This window comes from Anaerotruncus sp., from assembly GCF_057433415.1.
The window spans coordinates 18,107-36,217 of the sequence record NZ_DBMDHH010000006.1; the positions used below are offsets into that span (position 1 = coordinate 18,107).

General features: G+C 58.1%; 13 protein-coding genes. 4 read left to right on the forward strand and 9 right to left on the reverse strand.

Annotation, left to right across the window (positions count from 1 at the left end; all coding sequences use genetic code 11):
* The first annotated feature begins 6 nt into the window (after positions 1–6).
* The 3 genes from ACZO3G_RS02900 (at position 7) to ACZO3G_RS02910 (ending at position 1,584) form a co-directional block, all read left to right on the forward strand.
* Positions 7–894, forward strand: coding sequence for a sensor histidine kinase (locus ACZO3G_RS02900; RefSeq protein ID WP_276871169.1), 888 nt, complete (start codon positions 7–9; stop codon positions 892–894).
* A 125-nt stretch (positions 895–1,019) separates the two neighbouring features.
* Complete coding sequence (locus tag ACZO3G_RS02905; protein ID WP_276871171.1) at positions 1,020–1,355, forward strand: hypothetical protein; 336 nt, start codon at positions 1,020–1,022, stop codon at positions 1,353–1,355.
* Positions 1,356–1,371: 16 nt separating this feature from the next.
* Entirely contained in the window at positions 1,372–1,584 is a 213-nt protein-coding gene (locus tag ACZO3G_RS02910; RefSeq protein WP_276871173.1) for a hypothetical protein, read from the forward strand.
* A 336-nt stretch (positions 1,585–1,920) separates the two neighbouring features.
* Here the strand turns inward: ACZO3G_RS02910 and ACZO3G_RS02915 are convergent, their stop codons facing one another.
* Genes ACZO3G_RS02915 through ACZO3G_RS02925 form a run of 3 tightly spaced genes read right to left on the reverse strand, consistent with a single transcriptional unit; the run spans position 1,921 to position 5,379 of the window.
* Positions 1,921–2,505 (reverse strand): M23 family metallopeptidase, encoded by a 585-nt coding sequence (locus ACZO3G_RS02915; protein ID WP_101551059.1) that lies wholly within the window; start codon positions 2,503–2,505, stop codon positions 1,921–1,923.
* Positions 2,502–4,736, reverse strand: coding sequence for a hypothetical protein (locus ACZO3G_RS02920; RefSeq protein ID WP_276871177.1), 2,235 nt, complete (start codon positions 4,734–4,736; stop codon positions 2,502–2,504). Before ACZO3G_RS02920 ends, ACZO3G_RS02915 begins: the two co-directional genes overlap by 4 nt.
* 13 nt (positions 4,737–4,749) lie before the next feature.
* Positions 4,750–5,379, reverse strand: a complete 630-nt coding sequence (locus ACZO3G_RS02925; RefSeq protein ID WP_276871183.1) for a hypothetical protein — start codon at positions 5,377–5,379, stop codon at positions 4,750–4,752.
* 210 nt (positions 5,380–5,589) lie between these two features.
* Between ACZO3G_RS02925 and ACZO3G_RS02930 the strand changes: the two genes are divergently transcribed.
* Positions 5,590–7,077, forward strand: coding sequence for a hypothetical protein (locus ACZO3G_RS02930; protein WP_276871185.1), 1,488 nt, complete (start codon positions 5,590–5,592; stop codon positions 7,075–7,077).
* Between the two features lie 670 nt (positions 7,078–7,747).
* Here ACZO3G_RS02930 and ACZO3G_RS02935 read toward each other — a convergent pair.
* The 6 genes from ACZO3G_RS02935 to ACZO3G_RS02960 all read right to left on the reverse strand — a co-directional run bounded on the left by ACZO3G_RS02935 (position 7,748) and on the right by ACZO3G_RS02960 (position 18,100).
* A complete protein-coding gene (locus tag ACZO3G_RS02935) occupies positions 7,748–10,459 on the reverse strand; it encodes a hybrid sensor histidine kinase/response regulator (RefSeq protein ID WP_276871188.1) in 2,712 nt (903 codons plus the stop codon).
* A 223-nt stretch (positions 10,460–10,682) separates the two neighbouring features.
* Positions 10,683–11,810, reverse strand: coding sequence for a sensor histidine kinase (locus ACZO3G_RS02940; RefSeq protein ID WP_276871191.1), 1,128 nt, complete (start codon positions 11,808–11,810; stop codon positions 10,683–10,685).
* Positions 11,807–12,493: a response regulator transcription factor gene (locus ACZO3G_RS02945; protein ID WP_101551071.1), complete on the reverse strand. Its 687-nt coding sequence runs from the start codon at positions 12,491–12,493 to the stop codon at positions 11,807–11,809. The genes ACZO3G_RS02940 and ACZO3G_RS02945 overlap by 4 nt, the downstream gene beginning before the upstream one ends.
* Positions 12,494–12,577: 84 nt before the next feature.
* Positions 12,578–15,103: a M13-type metalloendopeptidase gene (locus ACZO3G_RS02950; RefSeq protein WP_277138450.1), complete on the reverse strand. Its 2,526-nt coding sequence runs from the start codon at positions 15,101–15,103 to the stop codon at positions 12,578–12,580.
* Between the two features lie 93 nt (positions 15,104–15,196).
* Positions 15,197–16,660, reverse strand: a complete 1,464-nt coding sequence (locus ACZO3G_RS02955) for a GntR family transcriptional regulator (RefSeq protein ID WP_353939242.1) — start codon at positions 16,658–16,660, stop codon at positions 15,197–15,199.
* A 669-nt stretch (positions 16,661–17,329) separates the two neighbouring features.
* Complete coding sequence (locus ACZO3G_RS02960; protein ID WP_276870815.1) at positions 17,330–18,100, reverse strand: nitroreductase family protein; 771 nt, start codon at positions 18,098–18,100, stop codon at positions 17,330–17,332.
* Positions 18,101–18,111: the final 11 nt, after the last annotated feature.

Consider the following 18,111-nt stretch of genomic DNA (forward strand, 5'->3'; position numbering starts at 1 on the left):
GTCCTGGTGCTCGTCATTTCCTCGCTCTTTGCCCTGTTGGCCCTTGCGGCGCTTTGGATCACCGCCCGCGGCATTACACGGCCGCTTCAGCGGCTTTGTCGGGAGTCCGAGCGGATCGGAGGCGGCGGTTTTGAGGAGATTGCGCAGTCTTTCCCGCTGTTGGAATTGGAGGAGTTGCGGCTCGCCATGAACCGGATGGTGCAAAAGCTGAAATTGTCGGACGAGGCCCAGCGAGACTTCTTCCAGAACGTATCTCATGACCTGCGCACCCCTTTAATGTCCATCGGCGGATATGCGCAGAGGATCGAACGCGGACTTTTCCGCAGCCCTGGCGAGGCCGCCCACACCATCCTCGAGGAGAGCGCCCGTCTCACCGACAGGGTCAACAGCCTGTTGACCCTGTCGCGCCTTGAAAGCGGGCAAAACGGTGCGCTCGGCCCTGTGCGGATTGCCGGCCCGGTGGAGGACTGCCTCGACCGGGTGAACGGCCTCGCGATTGAGGAGGGGATTACGCTTTCCTTGCCTTCCTTTGACCACAGCCTTTATGTGGAGGGTGAATACGAGCTGGTCTGCAAGGTGCTGGAAAATCTGCTGACCAACGCAATCCGCTACGCGAAAAAGACAGTGACCATGTTGGTGACCGCTAAAAAGGGCCTGATCTCCATTACGGTATCCGATGACGGCGAAGGTATTTCCGAAAAGGATTTGCCGCATCTGTTTGACCGCTGCTACAAGGGGAAGGGCGGCAACTTTGGCATTGGGCTGACCATCGCGCGTTCCGCCGCGCAGAATATGGGCGGGGAGCTCAGGGCGGCGAACCTTCCGGCCGGCGGCGCCGTTTTCACCTTGGTTTTGAACGCTGCCAAACGGGATGAGCATGGCTGGCCGCAGTAAATACCGCGTTTTTGGGGCGCCGGATGTTTGGTAAATGGCTACCGCAGAATGGCCACAGTTATGCCGTCGTTTTTCCAGGGGCGGCTCCTGTATGATAAAAACATCATAAAAGGAGGCTACCCGCAATGAAGAAGAAACGGATTTCCTACCTGTTGGCAGCGTGTATGACCATATGCCTGTTTTTCTCAGTTGCACTGACAGCATGCGCATCGTATGAAAAAAGCGCGTTGATCGAAAAGGAACAACCGGAACTCACAGAAGAAACGAAACAACTGATTTCGCTGTATCAGAAAAGCCCGACAGAAGAAAATTATCTGAATCTGCGGGACGTTGTCATCAAGAATTACAACGCTGTTCTCGCGAGAAAAGAAGAAAAGCTGTCCGAACTGCGGGGCGAGGCCGCGGGCAAGCCGGGCGGTGAGAAAATCATCTCTGAAATGGAAGAAATCGTCCGGATATGAGGACGTGGGATTCCGTGTGATCCAGGTGCTGCATGGCAAAGAACCGGAACAAAAGGTGGAGCTTGCAACCCTGGCGGCGCCTGTTGTAACGGCAGCAGCCGTATCCTCTGGCGCGATCGAGCTCTCCTGGCAGCCGGTGGATGGAGCGAACGAGTACCAGATTTTTGAATATGTGAAAGACACGGGATTGCTTCGCATGCTGGAACGGGTACATCGGCCACGGTGGTAACCCCTCAGTCCACCATAAACTGCGCGGCGGCCCTGACAGAACGCAACGCCGATATCCAAGTTACAGAATATGAAGGGGCGGCGCACACAGAGGTTCCTGAGAAGGCGTATCTGGAAGACGGCTTGATCAACTGGCTGATTAACGGGTTAAACAGATGCTGTTTATGCAGGATATGGCTTGCATAGCGGAAACATGGAATGGGCTTAGGAGTCATCAGAATCAGGCATAGCAATACAGGGCGCCGATCCCCCAAGCTGGTACCTTGGGGGGCGGCGCCCTGCTTTATCCGCTCAAAATAGGTTCGGCAAAGAGCTGCCGGACGAAGGCCGGCACGGTCTACACCATCCCGATTTCCAGGTCCTCGGGACGGATGTACTCATCCCCGGCGGTACGGTAGCTTTGGCAGTCGGGCGGGCTCTGCTTGCAGAACAGCCAGTCGATCGGATTGCGGATCGTCTCATCGTTTGCACCTGCCGACCGCCCATGGAGAAAGCTGGAGCGCAGGACGGTGGGGCTGAAAAGAGGGTGCGCGGTATCCGCGTCGGCTTCCAGGTGCAGGTGGGGGGCCATCTTCAACGACCCGGTGTTGCCATAGCGGCCAATCTGCGTGTCCTTGTTGACAGCATTCCCTTTTTTCACAAGGATACGCTCCAGATGGAAATACCGCAGGACGAGATCGACGCTCCCGCCGTCACGCCCCTGCGCTTGGGGATACACAACGGCGACGACGTTTCCCACCACCGAATCCGTCCCGGTATCCAAAACCGTCCCCTCCCCCGAGGCGTAGACGGTCCGCTCCCCTCGGCTGCTCACCAGGTCCACGCCATAGTGGACGAAATGGAATCTGTCCAGATATGCCTGCGTCTTCATGCTCGCGGTGAGCAGCGCCTGATTGATCGGCAGAATCAATTTCTGGCTCAAAGCGTCCCCTCGCTTTCCGGGATGGGCTCTTTAGGTGCAAGGGCCTCCAACGCGTCAGAATAGAGGTTGGGATCCAGCTCGCGGTATGGGGAGGCGTTATCCGCCGGCGTGAGTTCGAGAAACCAGCCTAAAATCTGCGGTCCGGGGATGCGGATATAGAAATAATTGGCCGAACTGCCAAAATAGGCCGATTCGCTCTGGCTCCTGCTGGAATTGGATGAGTTATGGCGGAAACCAAAGATGCCGCCCCCGCTGGCCTCGTGGTTTTCCATATACTGCCGGCTGGACTCGGATTCCTCCTTGCTCGATTGGATCCGGATGGTAACGTCCTTGGCGACCACAAAGCCGGTGGGGAAAGCGGGCAGCACATAATCGAGCTGCTTGTTCGCGCCGTCCACCACGGCGTCATAAGTGACCAGCGATCGCAGACGGCCGGCCACATTCTGCCCCGAGGCGCTTATCGCGCGGATCTGATCCTTGGTCAGGCCGCTGCTAACCCGGATGTCCGCCAGACGGAAATAATGATCGCTGAGCTTAAAGAGGGTGGGATTAAACCAGCCTCCCCGGTCAAATGTAACTTTCTTAATCCGAAAACCAATCTCAAGTTTTTTGTTCATGTCCAGTTTTTTCTGGTGTTCCTCCGCGCTCTGCTGGGAGTGCGAAGCGCTGGCGGACCAGAACCAGCCGCCCACGCTCCAGCTGCTCTGGCTGGCGCTGGAGGAGCTGCCGCTGCTGGAAAAACTGCCCGTTTCGTCGCTCTTAATGACGACGTCCATGAAGTTCTCGTCCGCCGCCCCATCTGTCGCCGTCATCAGGGATGCGTCCGGCACCTGGTCGCCCTGCCTGTCGGCTTCGGAAATGGTGCCGGTGACCAGCGGGGCGAGAAAGTCCAGATCCGCCTGGACGTTTTGGATCTGCTCCTCAAGCCGCATCTTTTGCAGGCGCAGGTCCTTGACCTTGGATTCCGAGTAGGCCATGCGGGCGTCGTTGAGCTGCTTCATGTCCTGCTGGATCTTTTCCTGCGCCTGACAGGATTTGAGGACCCCGTTCACCACCTCCCCGGCAATCCCTTCGATAAGCCCGTAAATGCGGCTCTCGGTGGGGCTCAGGTTTCCCTCGCCCGCCTTTTGGATCTGTTCGATCACCGTCCGGGCCTTGGAGATTGGATCCACCGCTTCCTTGTAGACGCTGACGACCGCTTTGATTGCTGAGACCGCCCCCTCGCCGTACTGGGCGATCAGCTGCTGCTGGGATTCGGAAAGCCGATGCTCGCAGGTTCTGATCTCGTTTTGTAACCGTTCCTGTTCCTCCGGAGGCACCTCAACGACAGTTTGTTCGCCCAGCTGCTCTTTAAGGCTGCGCAGGTGCTTCTGCTTGGCGCGGTAATCCGCGACGAGGCTGTCGGTGGCCATGGTCAGGTCCTTGGGACTCAGGTTGGGACGCAACGCCCTGAACCAGTCGCTGGGCTGAAACTGTACCGGATAAACGTCCGTGGATCCGTCCAGAGAGCGGCGCAGGCTGGAGCGCATCTTCTGTTTTGTGCTTTCCAGCGCTTCAGAAGGCGATGAGACATTGAGGAAGCCCAGAATGGTAAGCACCTCGTGGTAGTGCCCGCGCACCACGGCGTCGTTGTAAAAGTTGCTGACGATCTCCTCCTGGACCAGCCCCTCGGAGGAAAGCCACCGCGCGTAGCCATCCAAATCGTCCCGCGCTTTGTACTCCTCATAGGTTTGATTCTTGACGCTGTACCACTCGTTGCGCCGCTCGAGGAACTCGTCGTAGAGTTCTCTGGCCATCGCCATGCGGGAGAGGGTTTTGCGCTCGCCGCGCACCTCGTCCTCCACGGGGGTCATCAGCCATTCGCGCAGGTTCTTCTGGTCGTGGACGAAGCTCCTCAGCGCTTCCAGCCGCGGCACATAGTTGTTGATCACCGTGTTGAAAACGGTGGAGAGGCGTTCCCCGTTCGGCCCCTGCACCACGGGCGAGACGTCGAAGAGCTGGTCGCTGAGCAGAAATTCCGCCTCCTGCACCGGGTAGGGCTTTGTCAGGGTGCTGTAGCAGTCGTCGGTGTTGTATTCGTAGGTGTGGGCGTTGAGCGGGCGGGCCGGGAATTCCATGACAAAGAGCTGGTTCCCCGCCCCCAGCAGCCTGTTGACGTTGTCGTAGATGACGTTCATGACGTCGGCGGACGAATTCTCCTGCAGCGACTGCAGGATGCTTTTTTCAGCCATATTTACGCTCCTTTCAACAGGGGGAGGACAACATCGGTTCGATGATACTTTGGATATAGTCGAATGCGCTTTCGGCATTCTTATAATTCTGGAGCTGACTGCCGCCGGTTCCCGCCGCCTGCTTTTTTATGTAGTCTTCCAAATTGGTTACGCTGATTGGAGTGGTCACTTCTGTAATTCCTGATTCTTCGCGGATTTTTTCCCACAGGCGGAGCAGCGGAAGGATCTTGTTCCAAGAGAATTCCGCGCCCTGTGTCGTCCAATACAAAACACTTCTGAGCAGTGAGAAGCGCGCGGCCTCGCTGACGGTGAAAACCGCAAGCGCTTTGCATTTCTTATCTGCGTGCTCCCCGTTTTTAATCAAGTTGTTAATGGCGTCTATCAAGTTAATCATGGTAATTTTCACTTCAGTGTCCACGGGGATTATACTGTATGATATCGCCGCGTTTTTGCTTACGACATAAAGGGTCTTGGGGTCAATCTCCAGGCTGACGGATAATTTATCGCTCTTGAGCTGCACCTCGAAAGTCCCAGTCTGCGTTTTCGCCATGTTCATCAGATCGTCCCACTGTTTGCAGAAGTCTTCTTTTGAGACTTCTTTATCTTTTACCACTGTATCTAGGCAAATCACGACCATACTCAAAAAATGCCTCCTTATCTAATTTCCGGTGGGCCCATCGGTACCTTTATCGTAATTTGGTCTCCATGTTTTGTCAATTATGAACTTATTTGTCAAATTGTTTCCAAAAAATATAAACTTTGTCAATAAATTGACACCATTTTAAAACCTCGTTAAATTAAAAGAACCCGGAGCGGAAGGCCCCGGGTGAATCGAGAAAAGGAGACGAATTTGATGAGAGACATGCTGACGAATTTTGCACTTCTGATGGAATTGGCCCGTGTGGATCCGGAGAAGCTCAGCCGCGCGCTGGAAACAGACCCCTCGCTCATTTCTCGCTGGCGCACCGGTTCACGCAGGCCAAACGCCCGTTGGCGGCGCAAGCTGGCGGACTATTTTCTCGACGCGTGCGGTAATGAAGTCCGGACGCTGCTGGCCGAGGCCGTTCCGCTGGGCCTGGCACAGGGTATCCCGCCGCTGCAGCTCTTGGAGCAGTGGCTCGGAGAAACGGGCGGATCGTGGGAGCACCGGGAGGAGCTGCTTTTTTTGTGCCGGAGCGGGCGCTTACGTAGGAAAAACCAAGCGCGTCCCCAGCACCTTTTGGGTGCGGGAATGCGCTCTGGGGACGCGGTGGTGCGCAATCTTCTGGGGGAGTTCCTTGACTATGCGCTCACGCAGACGGGTTCTGGACGGATCCTGTTTGCCTGCCCAGAAGGGCTGGAGCTATTTACGAGGGACGAGGGCTACAACCTCCCCTTGCAGGAACAACTGCGCCAGGTGCTGGAACGCGGCAAGCAACTGCAAGTTGTGCTGCGCACCGACTACCGGCCCAGCGACGTTGCGTCTGCCTGCGGCCCGTGGCTGTGGGCGCATCTGATGGGATATATCCAGAGCTATTATTACGACGACTTTCGCCTGCTGGAGCATGAAAAAATCCTGATCGGCCTGCGCGGTAGGCTCATGATCCAGGTGCGGGTGGAGGATAACGGCCCAACGGCCATCATCCGCACCGACCCCGCCGGCGTGGCCGAGGTGGAAGCACACTTTGACGCCTGCTTAAAACGTTCCAGGCAGCGTTTTCGCTACAATTTTTTCTCCGAGCCGCAAGACTTCCTGCGCGGCGCGGTGTACAACCGGGAAAAACCGATGTACCTGATTCAAGCGCTTCCGGATCTGGGGATTCGGTGGGAAACCGTCGCTTTGCGGCTGGAACCGTGCGAACTGGCGCTGCTGCAGCGCCAGTTTGGGCTTTTAACGATCTCTCTATGGGAAATAGACAAGGAGGCTGAGGTTCGCCATATCTTCTGCGCGGAGAGCATTGACGAGACTTTGGACAATGCGCGGCACCTCTGCCGGCCCTTGAGCGCCGTCTGCAAAAGGCGGATCTACCTGGATACGCAGGAGCTGGTGGATCAATTGGCAGCGATCCGACGCGCGCTGGAACAGCGTCCCCAATACAAGGTCTGTTTTATCCCGCGGGAATGGTTCGTCCGTATCAGGATGGAGATCGTGGTATGGGGGAACGAGGCCGCCGTCGCCTGGATTGCCGCCCGGCAATCCGCAGCCTGCCGGGATTATCCAAACGTCGCCGCCCTGCACGGATTCTGCGCGACCGTATGGGAAAAGATCCCGCCGTCGCACCGTAACCGACGGGCGGCGGAGAAGCGGCTCGATCGTTGGCTTGAACGTGCGCGAAGATTTGGTTTCCGTATCGGCCTTTGATGTACATCAAGGCGATTGCAGTACAAGACCTCTATCCCGCGATTTAGGTTGGCCTTTGCCTTAAGCAGCACGGAACACCTCATCAGAAATAACGGCTTTATGGATGCCGGCATACAGATGCCGCCCCATGAAGCCATTATTTTTGATTTACAAAGCGCTGGTACCGGCTGTTTCCAATCTTGCATCAAACCTGATGCTGCTGCATGCCATTTCCCTAAATCATCGTTTATTACTTGCCACAAATTGCGAAAGTTGCACCCACAAGAAACGGGGTTTCCAGTTTCGAAACTGGAAACCCCGTAATCCCATTTTGTTGCCCACTTTGATGCCTACGCATCCAAATTGGGCTAATGAAAGAGGATCGGACTCTCGACCTTACGGATGCGAACCGTACGCTCTCCCGAGTGGTCCGCAAAGCGGGCCCTTTTATGAACATACCGTGCTGCTGTAACGTACGGAACAACACAAAGGCTGTAGATACCGCCCGCGCATTCCTACGCCAGTATCGTGACATTCGGTTCGGGCTTCTACATGCCGTCCTTGCGGTGCAGAGCGGGCATCCCGTCGCTGATGCACTGTCGCTTTCGACTGGCTGGATAAATTGAATCGCCATCTCGGCAAAGGTGACGCTATTTTCCTGCTCCGCCGTTTCAAGCCTGTTTGACTCAAATTATTTTTGCTTTCTTTTATTATTCGTCCAAAGCTGAATCGCCCCTATGAGCTGGTCCACGTCGATTGGCTTCGAGATGTGGTCGTTCATGCCGGCGCTGTGCGCCCTGCCCACATCGGCGGCGAAGGCGTTGGCCGTCAGGGCTAAGATGGGGATGGCGCGCGCGTCCTCACGCTCCAGGCGCCGGATGGCTTCTGACGCCTGATAGCCGTCCATCACCGGCATTTGGATATCCATCAGGATGCAGGCGTACTCCCCGGGAGCGGATGCCTGGAACCTTTCCACCGCGATTTGCCCGTTTTCAGCCGTGTCGGCCAAGAGGCCGTGCATCGCCAGCAGCTCCACCGCAATCTCACGGTTTAGCTCGTTATCCTCCACCAGCAGCAGCTTTTTGCCCTCCATGCGGGGGCGGCGTTTCCCGGCGGGGGCGGCCTGGACGCCCAGGCGGTCCTGGCGGCAGAATTTGTGGAAGGTATGTATCATTTTGGATTTGAACAGCGGCTTTGTAATAAAGGCGTCGGCGCCCGCAAGCCGGAACTTCTCCTCTATCTCCGAGTAATCATAGGCGGAAATGATGACGATGGGCACATCCGGGCCTACCTTCTGCCGAATGAGCCGGAGCGTCTCCAGCCCGTCCATGCCGGGCATCATCCAGTCCAGTATCACGGCGAAAAAGTCATCCGCCGCCTCATGGGCCGCGACCACCCGGCTGACGGCCTCCCGGCCGGACAGCACCCAGCTGCTGCGCATGCCCAGTTCATTGAGTATTTCGCAGGCGCTTTCACAGATGATCGGATCATCGTCCGCCATCAGGACCGGCAGCCCGGAAAGCGCTGCGGTATCCGCCGTCTCCTCCTCACACAAATCGAAGGAGATGGTGACGATAAACTCGCTGCCCTCCCCCGGCTTGCTCTTGACCTCGATGGTGCCGTTCATCATGCGCACGATGTTCTGCGTGATCGCCATGCCCAGGCCCGTGCCTTGGATATCGCTGGTTTTCACGTCGTCCGCCCGTGAAAAGGGTTCAAAAAGATGCGGGATAAAGTCCCGGGACATCCCGATGCCGGAATCGGTCACACTGAAGGAATACTGCCCCTTGCCCTTGGCAAAGGATGGCATCTCCTGGATTCGCAAGCCCACCGTCCCGCCATCGGGGGTATACTTGACGGCGTTGGACAGCAGGTTCACCAGGACCTGCTGCAAGCGCCCGCCGTCGGTCACCACCTTCTCATGTCGGACCCGTTCGGCGTTGACCTGGAGCGTCTGGCGCTTCTCCGTGGCCAGGGGCCGGAACACCTCCATCACATCCTCAATCAAATCGGCGAGGGAAACCGCCTCAGGCTCCAGGTCGATTTTCCCGCTCTCAATTTTGGACATGTCCAAAACCTCATTGATGAGGTTTAACAGGTGACGGCTGGCGATGTTGATTTTCCCCAGGCAGTCCCGCATCTTTTCCGGGGAGTGCAGGTTGGCCTGCGCTATGACCGACATGCCGATGATGGCGTTCATGGGGGTGCGGATATCGTGGGACATGGAGGCTAGGAAATTCGTCTTGGCGTCGTTGGCGACGCGGGCCGCCTGGCAGGCGGCCTCCAACGCCTGCCGCTGGCGGGATTGCTCCTGCCGCTCGGTGGTCATGTCCAGGCCCACGCTGTAATAGGAGGGGACACCGTCCCAGCTATCCTCCGCGCTGACATACCGGAAGGTGACGGACACAATTTTGGTCACCCCCGCGCGGGTGACAATCCGCCGCTCCACCGCTGTGGCCTCGCCGGTTTCCCGGGACTGGCGCATGACTTCCTCGGCATAATCGATGTCATCTGGATGCACATAGGTGCATTTGGATTGCAGTTCCTGCTCAAACTGCTCTTTTGTATAGCCGATGATGTCCAGGTATTCGCCGCCGTACCAGAGGATTGTCCGCAGATCCCGGGCGTCCACCCGCGCAAACCCGCCGTGGACGCTGTTGAGCAGCGCGTCCCGCTCCTGATCCTTTTTCGCCAGCTTATATTCGGCGCTGAAGCTGTCATGGGACAATTCCAGCCGCGCCCGATGGCCCTCCCAGTTGATCTCCAGGTCCTTGATGATAAAGGTGCGCTCCAGGTTCGGGTTGTAGAATTCCCAGGTGTAAAACGTCTCGCTGCACAATTTGCCGTTGGTGCAGAACGGGCAGGGGGAAGTACGCCCTTGGATCATTTCATAACATTTGCGCCCCACCAGCTGGTGGGCCTGGGCTCCCAGCACCTTGCAGGAGGTTTGGTTCACATACAAAAGCTCATAGGTTTCCATGTCGCTCACATAGGCGTTGCCCTCATAGATGTCCAATACCGAACGAAAACAATGCCGCTGCTGCCGGTACAGCCGGGCCTGCTCCTCTGTCTGCGCCACCAGATCGTCAACGCCGGTGAACTCAGCCTGGAGCACCTGCGCCCCCATCGTCTCCTCATTTGCTATCGTCCCCAAAAGCCGCGCATGGCAAAAGCCGCCTCCCCGCTGGGGCAGACGGACGGTCAAAGACATGCCGGGGCCGCTGTGCGCGGCCTGCAACGCCGCCCGGCGGATTTTTGCAAATTCGCCGGGCAGCGGCTCATATAGCTGCTTTAAGCTGCCAAAGCCCTCCCCCGCGGATGCCGCCATACAAAAAAAGCTGGAGTTTCCCCATAAAATCGTCAGGGGGTCATCCAGCAGGCAGCGGATTACGCCGGCCTTCAAAGATTCAATTCCCGCGGGGCAGCCCGCGGGCGCGTCTTTTGTGCTTCTCGCCCTTTTATCCACTTTTCCAACCACCTATTTGGGAGCAACGCCCGTTTGAGCCATTGTGTTCACATACCGTTTTATTCTGTTTTGCTATCAGTATAGCAAAAAAAACCGGCAATCGCAATGGGTTTTGGAGATTTCGGACGCCGCGCCCCCGCGTGGCCGGAGCAATGGGCAGCTACCCTTTCAATAGGACCTTGAACGCCGAACCAGCCCCCGGCCGACTTTGCACCTGGATTTCCCCGCCATGGCGCTCCACAATCAGTTGGACCACGGCCAGCCCCAAGCCGGAACCGGGGATCTGCTGGGAGCGGGAGGGGTCGGCCCGGTAAAAAGGCTCAAAGATGTGGGGCAGCGCGTTTGCCGGGATACCCGGGCCGTCGTCTTTCACCGTGACGCTGACTTCGCGTCCCTCCCGCCCCAGCGTCACGGTGACCGCCCCGCCGGGGTGGTTGTACTTGACGGCGTTCTCAATCAAGTTGGCGAATGCCCGGTATAGGAGGTCGGCATCCCCCCGCACCGGCGGCGCCTGGCCGCCGACGGACAGCGTTACCCCGCATTCCTCCGCCCTGCCGGAAAGCTCCCGCACCGCCAGATCCAGCACCGGGCGCAATTCCACCGTCTCGTCCATCGGCACCTCCTTTGGGTTCGCCAGGGACAGGAGCCCGTCCACCGTCTTGATAATGCGCTCCAGGCTCTCGCCGGTGTCCGCCATGAATTCCCGGTAGTCCGCTTCCGACGGGTGGGGGGCCATCTCCAGCACCTGAAGGGCGGATTTTATGACGGCAAGCGGGGTCTTTAGCTCATGGGCCGCGCTGGCGGCAAAGCGCTTCTGGATGAGGAAAGACTCCTCCAACCGCCCCAGCATCCCGTTGAAGGATCGGGTGAGGGCCAGCACCTCCCCCTGGGCGCCCGCTTCTGGGACACGCCGATCCAGGTGCCGGCCATCGATTCTCCCTGCGGACGCCGTCAGGTTTTTGAGCGGACGCAGCACCTGCCCCGTGGCCAGATAGGTGGAACCCACGGCCAACAGCGCTATCAGCGCCATGGCCAAAAGGGATTGGGCGGAAAACTTTTGGGATGCCTCCCGATAGAATTCAATCGGGGAGGCCAGCGCGTCGTCCGGCCCCGCGCCCTCCTCCCAGGCGGGATCCACCTCCACCAGACCGGACTCGAGCAGCGCGGCATAGTCCCCGTAATAGGCGCGTGCGGCGAACAGGGAGTTGGTGGTCAGCAGTAGACAGGCCGAAAGCAGGATGGCGGCCACAATGGCTGTCAAACGGGCCTGCAAGGTCCATGTTTTCAAGATGAAGCCTCCTCCGGGTTTTGGATGCGGTAGCCTTGGCCCCGCTGGGTGATGATATAGTCTCTGGCCCCCGCCTCGTCCAGCTTTTTGCGCAGCGAGTGGATGTGGAAGCGGAAGGCATTGGAAAAGGGGTCGGCCTCGCTGTCCCAGGCGTGCTCGATCAGCTCTTCCGCGCCGATCACCCGCCTGGCGTTTGTCAGCAGGTATTCCAGCAGCGCGTACTCCTTGCGGGTCAGTTCCACCGGCGATTGGCCGCACCAGACTCGCCGGGCCGCCGTGTCCACCCGCAGGCGCCCGCAGCGCAGCTGGGGATCGGCGGTGGTGAAGCTCCGGCGCAGCAGTCCACGGATGCGGGCCTCCAATTCCTTGAACTCGAAGGGCTTGGTCAGGTAGTCGTTGCTCCCCCCATCCAAGCCGCTGATTTTGTCCTCCAGCGTGTCCCGGGCGGAGAGAATGAGGATGCGAAAGTCGGCGTCCTGTTCCCGGATGCGCTGCAACACCTCCATGCCGTCCAATTTGGGCAGGTTCAGGTCCAGAATCATCAGGTCGTAATCATTAAGGCCATACAGCTCCAGAGCCTCCAAGCCGTCATAAGCGCAGTCCACCGCGTACCCCAGCAGGCGCAGTCCCTTGGCGATATTCTTCGACAGCAGGGCTTCATCCTCCACCAAAAGCAGTTTCATGGCTCCACTCCCTTTTTCCAGCGCACTGGACTTTTCCAGGCTTGTCAATGGCGGAGGCGCTTCCAACGCCTCCGCCAATTAGTATTACCAGATCACGATGCGATCCTCAGGGGCGACATACATCCCGTCGCCCGGCTGGATGCCGTAGGTGTCGAAAAACTCCTGGAAGTTGGAGAGCACCCGGTTGGTGCGCAGGATATTGGGGGCGTGCACATCCGACTGGGCCAGCCCGGCCAGCGTCTCATAGCTGCCCGCGCGCAGCCATTGGCGGGCGAAGCTGCGGAAGAAGGCGTCGTAGTCGGGGTTTTCCATGGTGGAGAGAACCTCCAGGCCGCAGGCAACGCCGCCGATGTCAGAAATGTTCTCGCTCAGGGTCTCCTTGCCATTGGCGGGGATGCCGGGGGCGGCCTCATAACCGTCGTAGAAATGCTCCGCCTTTTTGCACAGCGTTTGGAAGTGGGTGTAATCGCTGTCCGCCCACCAGTTGCGCACGGTGCCGGTGGCGTCGTACTGGGCGCCGCCATCGTCAAACATATGGGTAATCTCGTGGGCGATGGTGCTGCCGATGGCCCCCAGGTTGGCCTCAAAGGAGGCATTCTTATCATAGAAAGGAGCTTGGAGGATACCCGCGGGGAAAATGAGGGTGTTGGTGTTCCGGCTGGCTGCGGCGTTGACGGTGAAGGCCGCCATAGGGAAACGCCGGGGATTCACCGGCTCGTCCAGGCCCTGAACGGCTTTCTGCCACTTGTCCGCCTCAGAGGCGGACACATTGGCAAAGTAGCTGCCGCCGTCGGCAACGCTCTTGATGTCGGCATTGTTAAAATCCCACTGGTCGGGGTAGCCGATCAGGACCGTGATGTTGTCCAGCTTCTTCATGGCCTCCTGCTTGGTGGATTCCTCCATCCAGTCCAGCCGGCTGATGCGGGTCTTAAAGGCTTCAATCATCATCCGCACCATCTTCTCCACCTCGGCCTTGGACTCGGCGGGGAAGTAGCGCTCCACGTAAAGCTGGCCCAGTTCCTCAGAGAGGAAGGACTGCACGGCCTCGTTGGCGGCCTCCTCGGGGGCGCCTGTTTCATAACCGAACTTCTCCGCCAGCTCCTGGCTCAGGTACCGGCTGAAGCCGGAAATCAGGGCGCTCTTCTGCATCGCCTTGAATAGCTCCAGGTTCTCTTCGGTAAACCATGTGGCGTAGGCTGCGAACTGCTTGTCGTCGAAGACCTGCATCCGGGCGTCGGCCTTGAGTCCGATGGCGACAAGCAGCTCGGAGGGCTTGGCCTGGGGCATCAGCTCGTCCAGAGACGTGGGGGTGTAGCGGTTGGACTGGCTCTGGAGGCTGCCCATCTCCTCGGCGCTGGAGGCGTTTTCCGCCAGGGCCTTCTCCATACGGAGGATGCCGTCAGCCAGCTGTTCCGCCTCGGGCCGGCCTTCGCCTGCCGCCATGAGCTGGGAGATCATGCCCTCCCGGTATTCCTTCACCATCCCGTTTTCCGGGTCGGCATAGTCCTCGGGAGTAAACATGGGGTACATGGTCATGAGCTGCATGACCTTTTTGCTGCTGTCCTGGGTGTCGGTGACGGCCACCATGGGGAAAATGCCGTTGCCGAAGTTGCCCAGTTCCTTGACCGCCAGGGCGATGGCCGCGTTGAGCTCAGAGAAATTTTTGGCCGCGTCTACTGCGTCCAGATACTTCCGCAGGGGCTCTACGCCCGCGGCGTTGCGTTCCTCCAGCGCCAGAACACTCTGGTAGAGGTCCCGGATTTTCTGCCGGGCACTGCCCTGGGGGTAGTCCTCGCCGCTGTGGACGATCTCCAGGATCAGGTCGTGAAGCTGCTTGTCGGTGTTGGCCACCACGGTGCTGGAGCCGCCCATGGTGGAACCGTCGCCAGGGAGCTCCAGAGCGTCCAGCTCACCCTTGTTGACGGCGGCGTAGAAGTTGTCCTTGAGATTGGTGCCGAAGACCTGGAAAAACCGCTGGGCCACGATTTCCGCGTCCTTGCGGGTTACGAGTGCGTTCATCTTGTCATTGCCGTCCTCGCCGGAGGAAGCGTCCTTGGGATCGGCGAGCTTGGCGGGGTCGCTCTCCATATTGTCCGTCATGTCGGTCTCCGGGGCAGACATCCCCTCGCCATCGGAGGTAGGAGCGTCCTGGTCCGTGGTCTCGGGCGCAGTCTCCAGCTCGGGCAGGCCCAGGTCGGAGGCGGCCAGCACGCCCCCATTGGACAGGTTACGCAGCGCACTCCAGGCCCACTCGGGCGCGTCGGTCAGATCGACGGGGGGCGGTGCGGTGTTTTTACCGTTGCCTATGGGAGCGGGCAACTGGCCGAACGCCCGGCTGGCTATGACAAACATCTGGAGCCAGGTGGCCTGCTCCGCCTCGTCAAAGCCCTCCAGCACCCCGACGCGATCGGCGCCGGGATGGTAGTCGTCCGCGGCCTGGATGAAATAGTCGGCAAGCGCGCCAACGGTCATCGGCTTTGTGGCGGTCTCGATGGGAGTGGGCGTGGTGCTGGAGGTGTTTTTATTGGGGGATGGACCCATGCATGCGGTCAGCGCCAGGAGCAAACTAAGCGACGCCGCCATCAGTTTCGCATAAAGAGTTGTCTTCATAAAAAAATCCTTTCCACTTCCGCAATGCCTTGGCAGCGCGGGATACTGTGGAAAGGATATCATACTCTTTGTTAGATTTTCGTTAGGATCACTTCATTTCTCCATTTCCCAGAATTCTCCTTTCACGGGGATCAGGATATTTTCCGCGCCTCGGATCCCTAACTGCACCAGTTGATTAACCGTAATGCACAACTCACGAACCACCAGTTCTTCCAGTACGGTGGAAAAGCCGAAGACATCCCGTTCGTCCAATGCCTGGAGCATCCGGTTCAGGAACGGTGCGGCGACGCGGTTTATTGTTTCGGGGGTCCCCCTCAATCCACGCAGCGGATGCCCCCAGAAGAGAAGCCGCAAGAGTTCAGAATAGATGGTCCGAATCGTCTGGCTGGGGGTGTGCTCAGAGATCAGTCCCATGGACACATAGGTCATTAATTCAAGGCGCCGGCTGTCCCGGAGCTCCAGCAGGCGTTCCTTCCACAGGCGGAGCCCGCCGCAGTCCAGGGAAGCCAGAGTGAGTTCAGACACGGCCCGGGCGGACAGGGCGTATATTTGTAAGCATTTGGCCATATCCAGCAGCCGGTTCTGGATATCCGGCTGTGTGAGGTCGGCGTTCTCCGTACTCTCCATGGGGGATAGGACCTGAGCGCCGCGGGATCTGAACGATTTCACCGCTCCGATGCCGCCCAGCAGGCTGAGTGTCCGGCGGACCGTACTGATGGAAACTCCCTTTTCGACGGCGAGCCGGTGGGCCGGCGGGAGGAAACTGCCCACTGGATAGATCCCACGACTGATGTCGGTCAGAAGCTCGACGGCCAGGGAATACCGAAGTTGGGCAGACTTTTTATAGGCGTTCCAGCAAAAGCCGATCTGCGGAACTGGTTCTGCGATCCGATCTTCATAAAATCGGGACAACGCGTGCGCGAGGTCGTCCTGTGCGGTCTTCAGAACGTCTCTCAGCGTGGCCCAGTTTCCGTTGCGGCTGAGGACCGCCACGTTTTGCTGCCAAAACAGACCCTTTTCAAAATAGGGCGTGTTCTCCTTTACACTGTAGAACGGCCCTTGGAAAAAGAGGTAGAGGTATCGCATCAACCGCATCAGCAGATCGTTTCCCAGCGCGCCGTACTGCTGCTCTAGGTAATGCCAAATGACGGTGGGTGGCCTCTCCTCATCACGGGTCAGATGCACCATCCGCTCCGCAGCCTCCGGCGGCGAGTGCTTCAGGGACAGCCACAAAGCCCAGCCGAACAGCGGCCAAATAGACCAGCTCAGGTCGCGAAGTGCGGCTTCACGCTGTGCGAAATAGTGCCGTACATGCCCGTCGATCTCCTCCTGAGAATAGGAGACAGACACCTTGGCCCCGGCTTTTTGGGTCAGTGAGATAACTCCCTCGCGGCGCAGACGGTGATATGCCTGGGCAACGGTATCGATTGAAATATGAGACTGCCGGCACAACTCCTCCATCCTGGGAAGGCTCTCCCCACAGCGATAATATCCAAACTGAATTTGGGCAAGCAGATATGCGTATATGACCTGATGCAGTTCCAGTTCGCTTCCCACCATGACATCTCCTTGCCGTATTTCACATTATAATAATTATAACATTTCCACCCTTTAATTTCTATAAAGCATTGCTATCGTTTGGTTCACTTGCTATATAGGCACGGTCATGCGCGATTTGGCGGCAATCAAAAAGGACGGACCTCGAAAGTCAAACTGCTCACCGAGCACCCGTTCACCAAAAGTTTTGGTCTATCGAGCCAAGCACAAACCTGGATTCGTGATAAAGAATATGTTATGACACTGAAACAACCGTGGACGGCCGCAGACGCGGGAGACGGGGAGGCTCGCAGCATTGAGGAGGGTTCGGACGCAAACGCAGGGGTTCAACATGGAAGTGATTCACCGGGATATCTTGAATCGCTGAGTCGAGCACTCTGACGGTTCGGCGTGCTTATTCCGCAGGCAAAAAACAACTGCTATCTGATTCGATGGCAGTTGTTTTTTTGGTGGAGACGAAGAGGATCGAACTCTCGACCTTACGGATGCGAACCGTACGCTCTCCCGAGTGGTCCGCAAAGCGGGCCCTTTTCCCCGAAAATCCGTGTACTTATCTACAGTGTATTGATAAACGCTGTACAGTTCCAAAGGGTTACCGCGACTTACACCGACATCCGGCATCCATGCCATGGTACGCCGTATCAATTTCGTCCCAAATGGACTCCCGCGTTACAGATAATACATATCCGCCGGGTCCTTCTGCGCGGTGCGGCGATAGTGAACGTTCGGATATCCCAATACCAGCGTGGTCACCGCTTTCGCATGGGTCAGATGCAGCTGGCGGCGAAGGGTGGGGAAAGTGTTTACAATCCGGGCAAAAAAGCCGCTGTACAGGACGCCCAAGCCAAGGGCCTCGGCCATCAGCTCCATATTGGAGGCGGCCAACGAAGCGTTGATCTCATCCTTTGAAACCACAACAATGGCAACCGGTGCGTTCTTGAAGAAAAAATGGTCGTCGATGACGGCGTTTCGCGCGGTCGTGCTCATCAGCTTCACCACAGGCAGCAGCCTTTTCGCAAACCGCACCGCGATCTGCTCATAACGGCGGATTTCCTTCTGAAGCACAATGTAGGAGACATTCTGCGCGTTGCCGCCGCTTGGCGTCAGACGGCCGGCCTCGATGATCTGCGCAAGGACCTCCGGGGCGACGGGCTTCTCTTTGTACTGCCGGATGCTTCTCCTGGTGCGGATGGCCTCCAGAAGCTGATGCGGGTCCAAAGCCACCGGTTTCTCTATTTCGATTGGCGGCTCATCAAAGCCTGTAATGGAAACGGCGGCTTTGGGACATATGGCGACGCAATGCCCGCACATCAGGCAGCTTTGCGACCTTACCACCGCTTTTTTATCCTTCAGTCCAAGGTTGTAGGCGGGGCAATCCCGCACACACATCCCGCATCCGATACATTTGTCATGGCTGATTTCTATTCTGTGCTCTCTCATAATATTTGGCT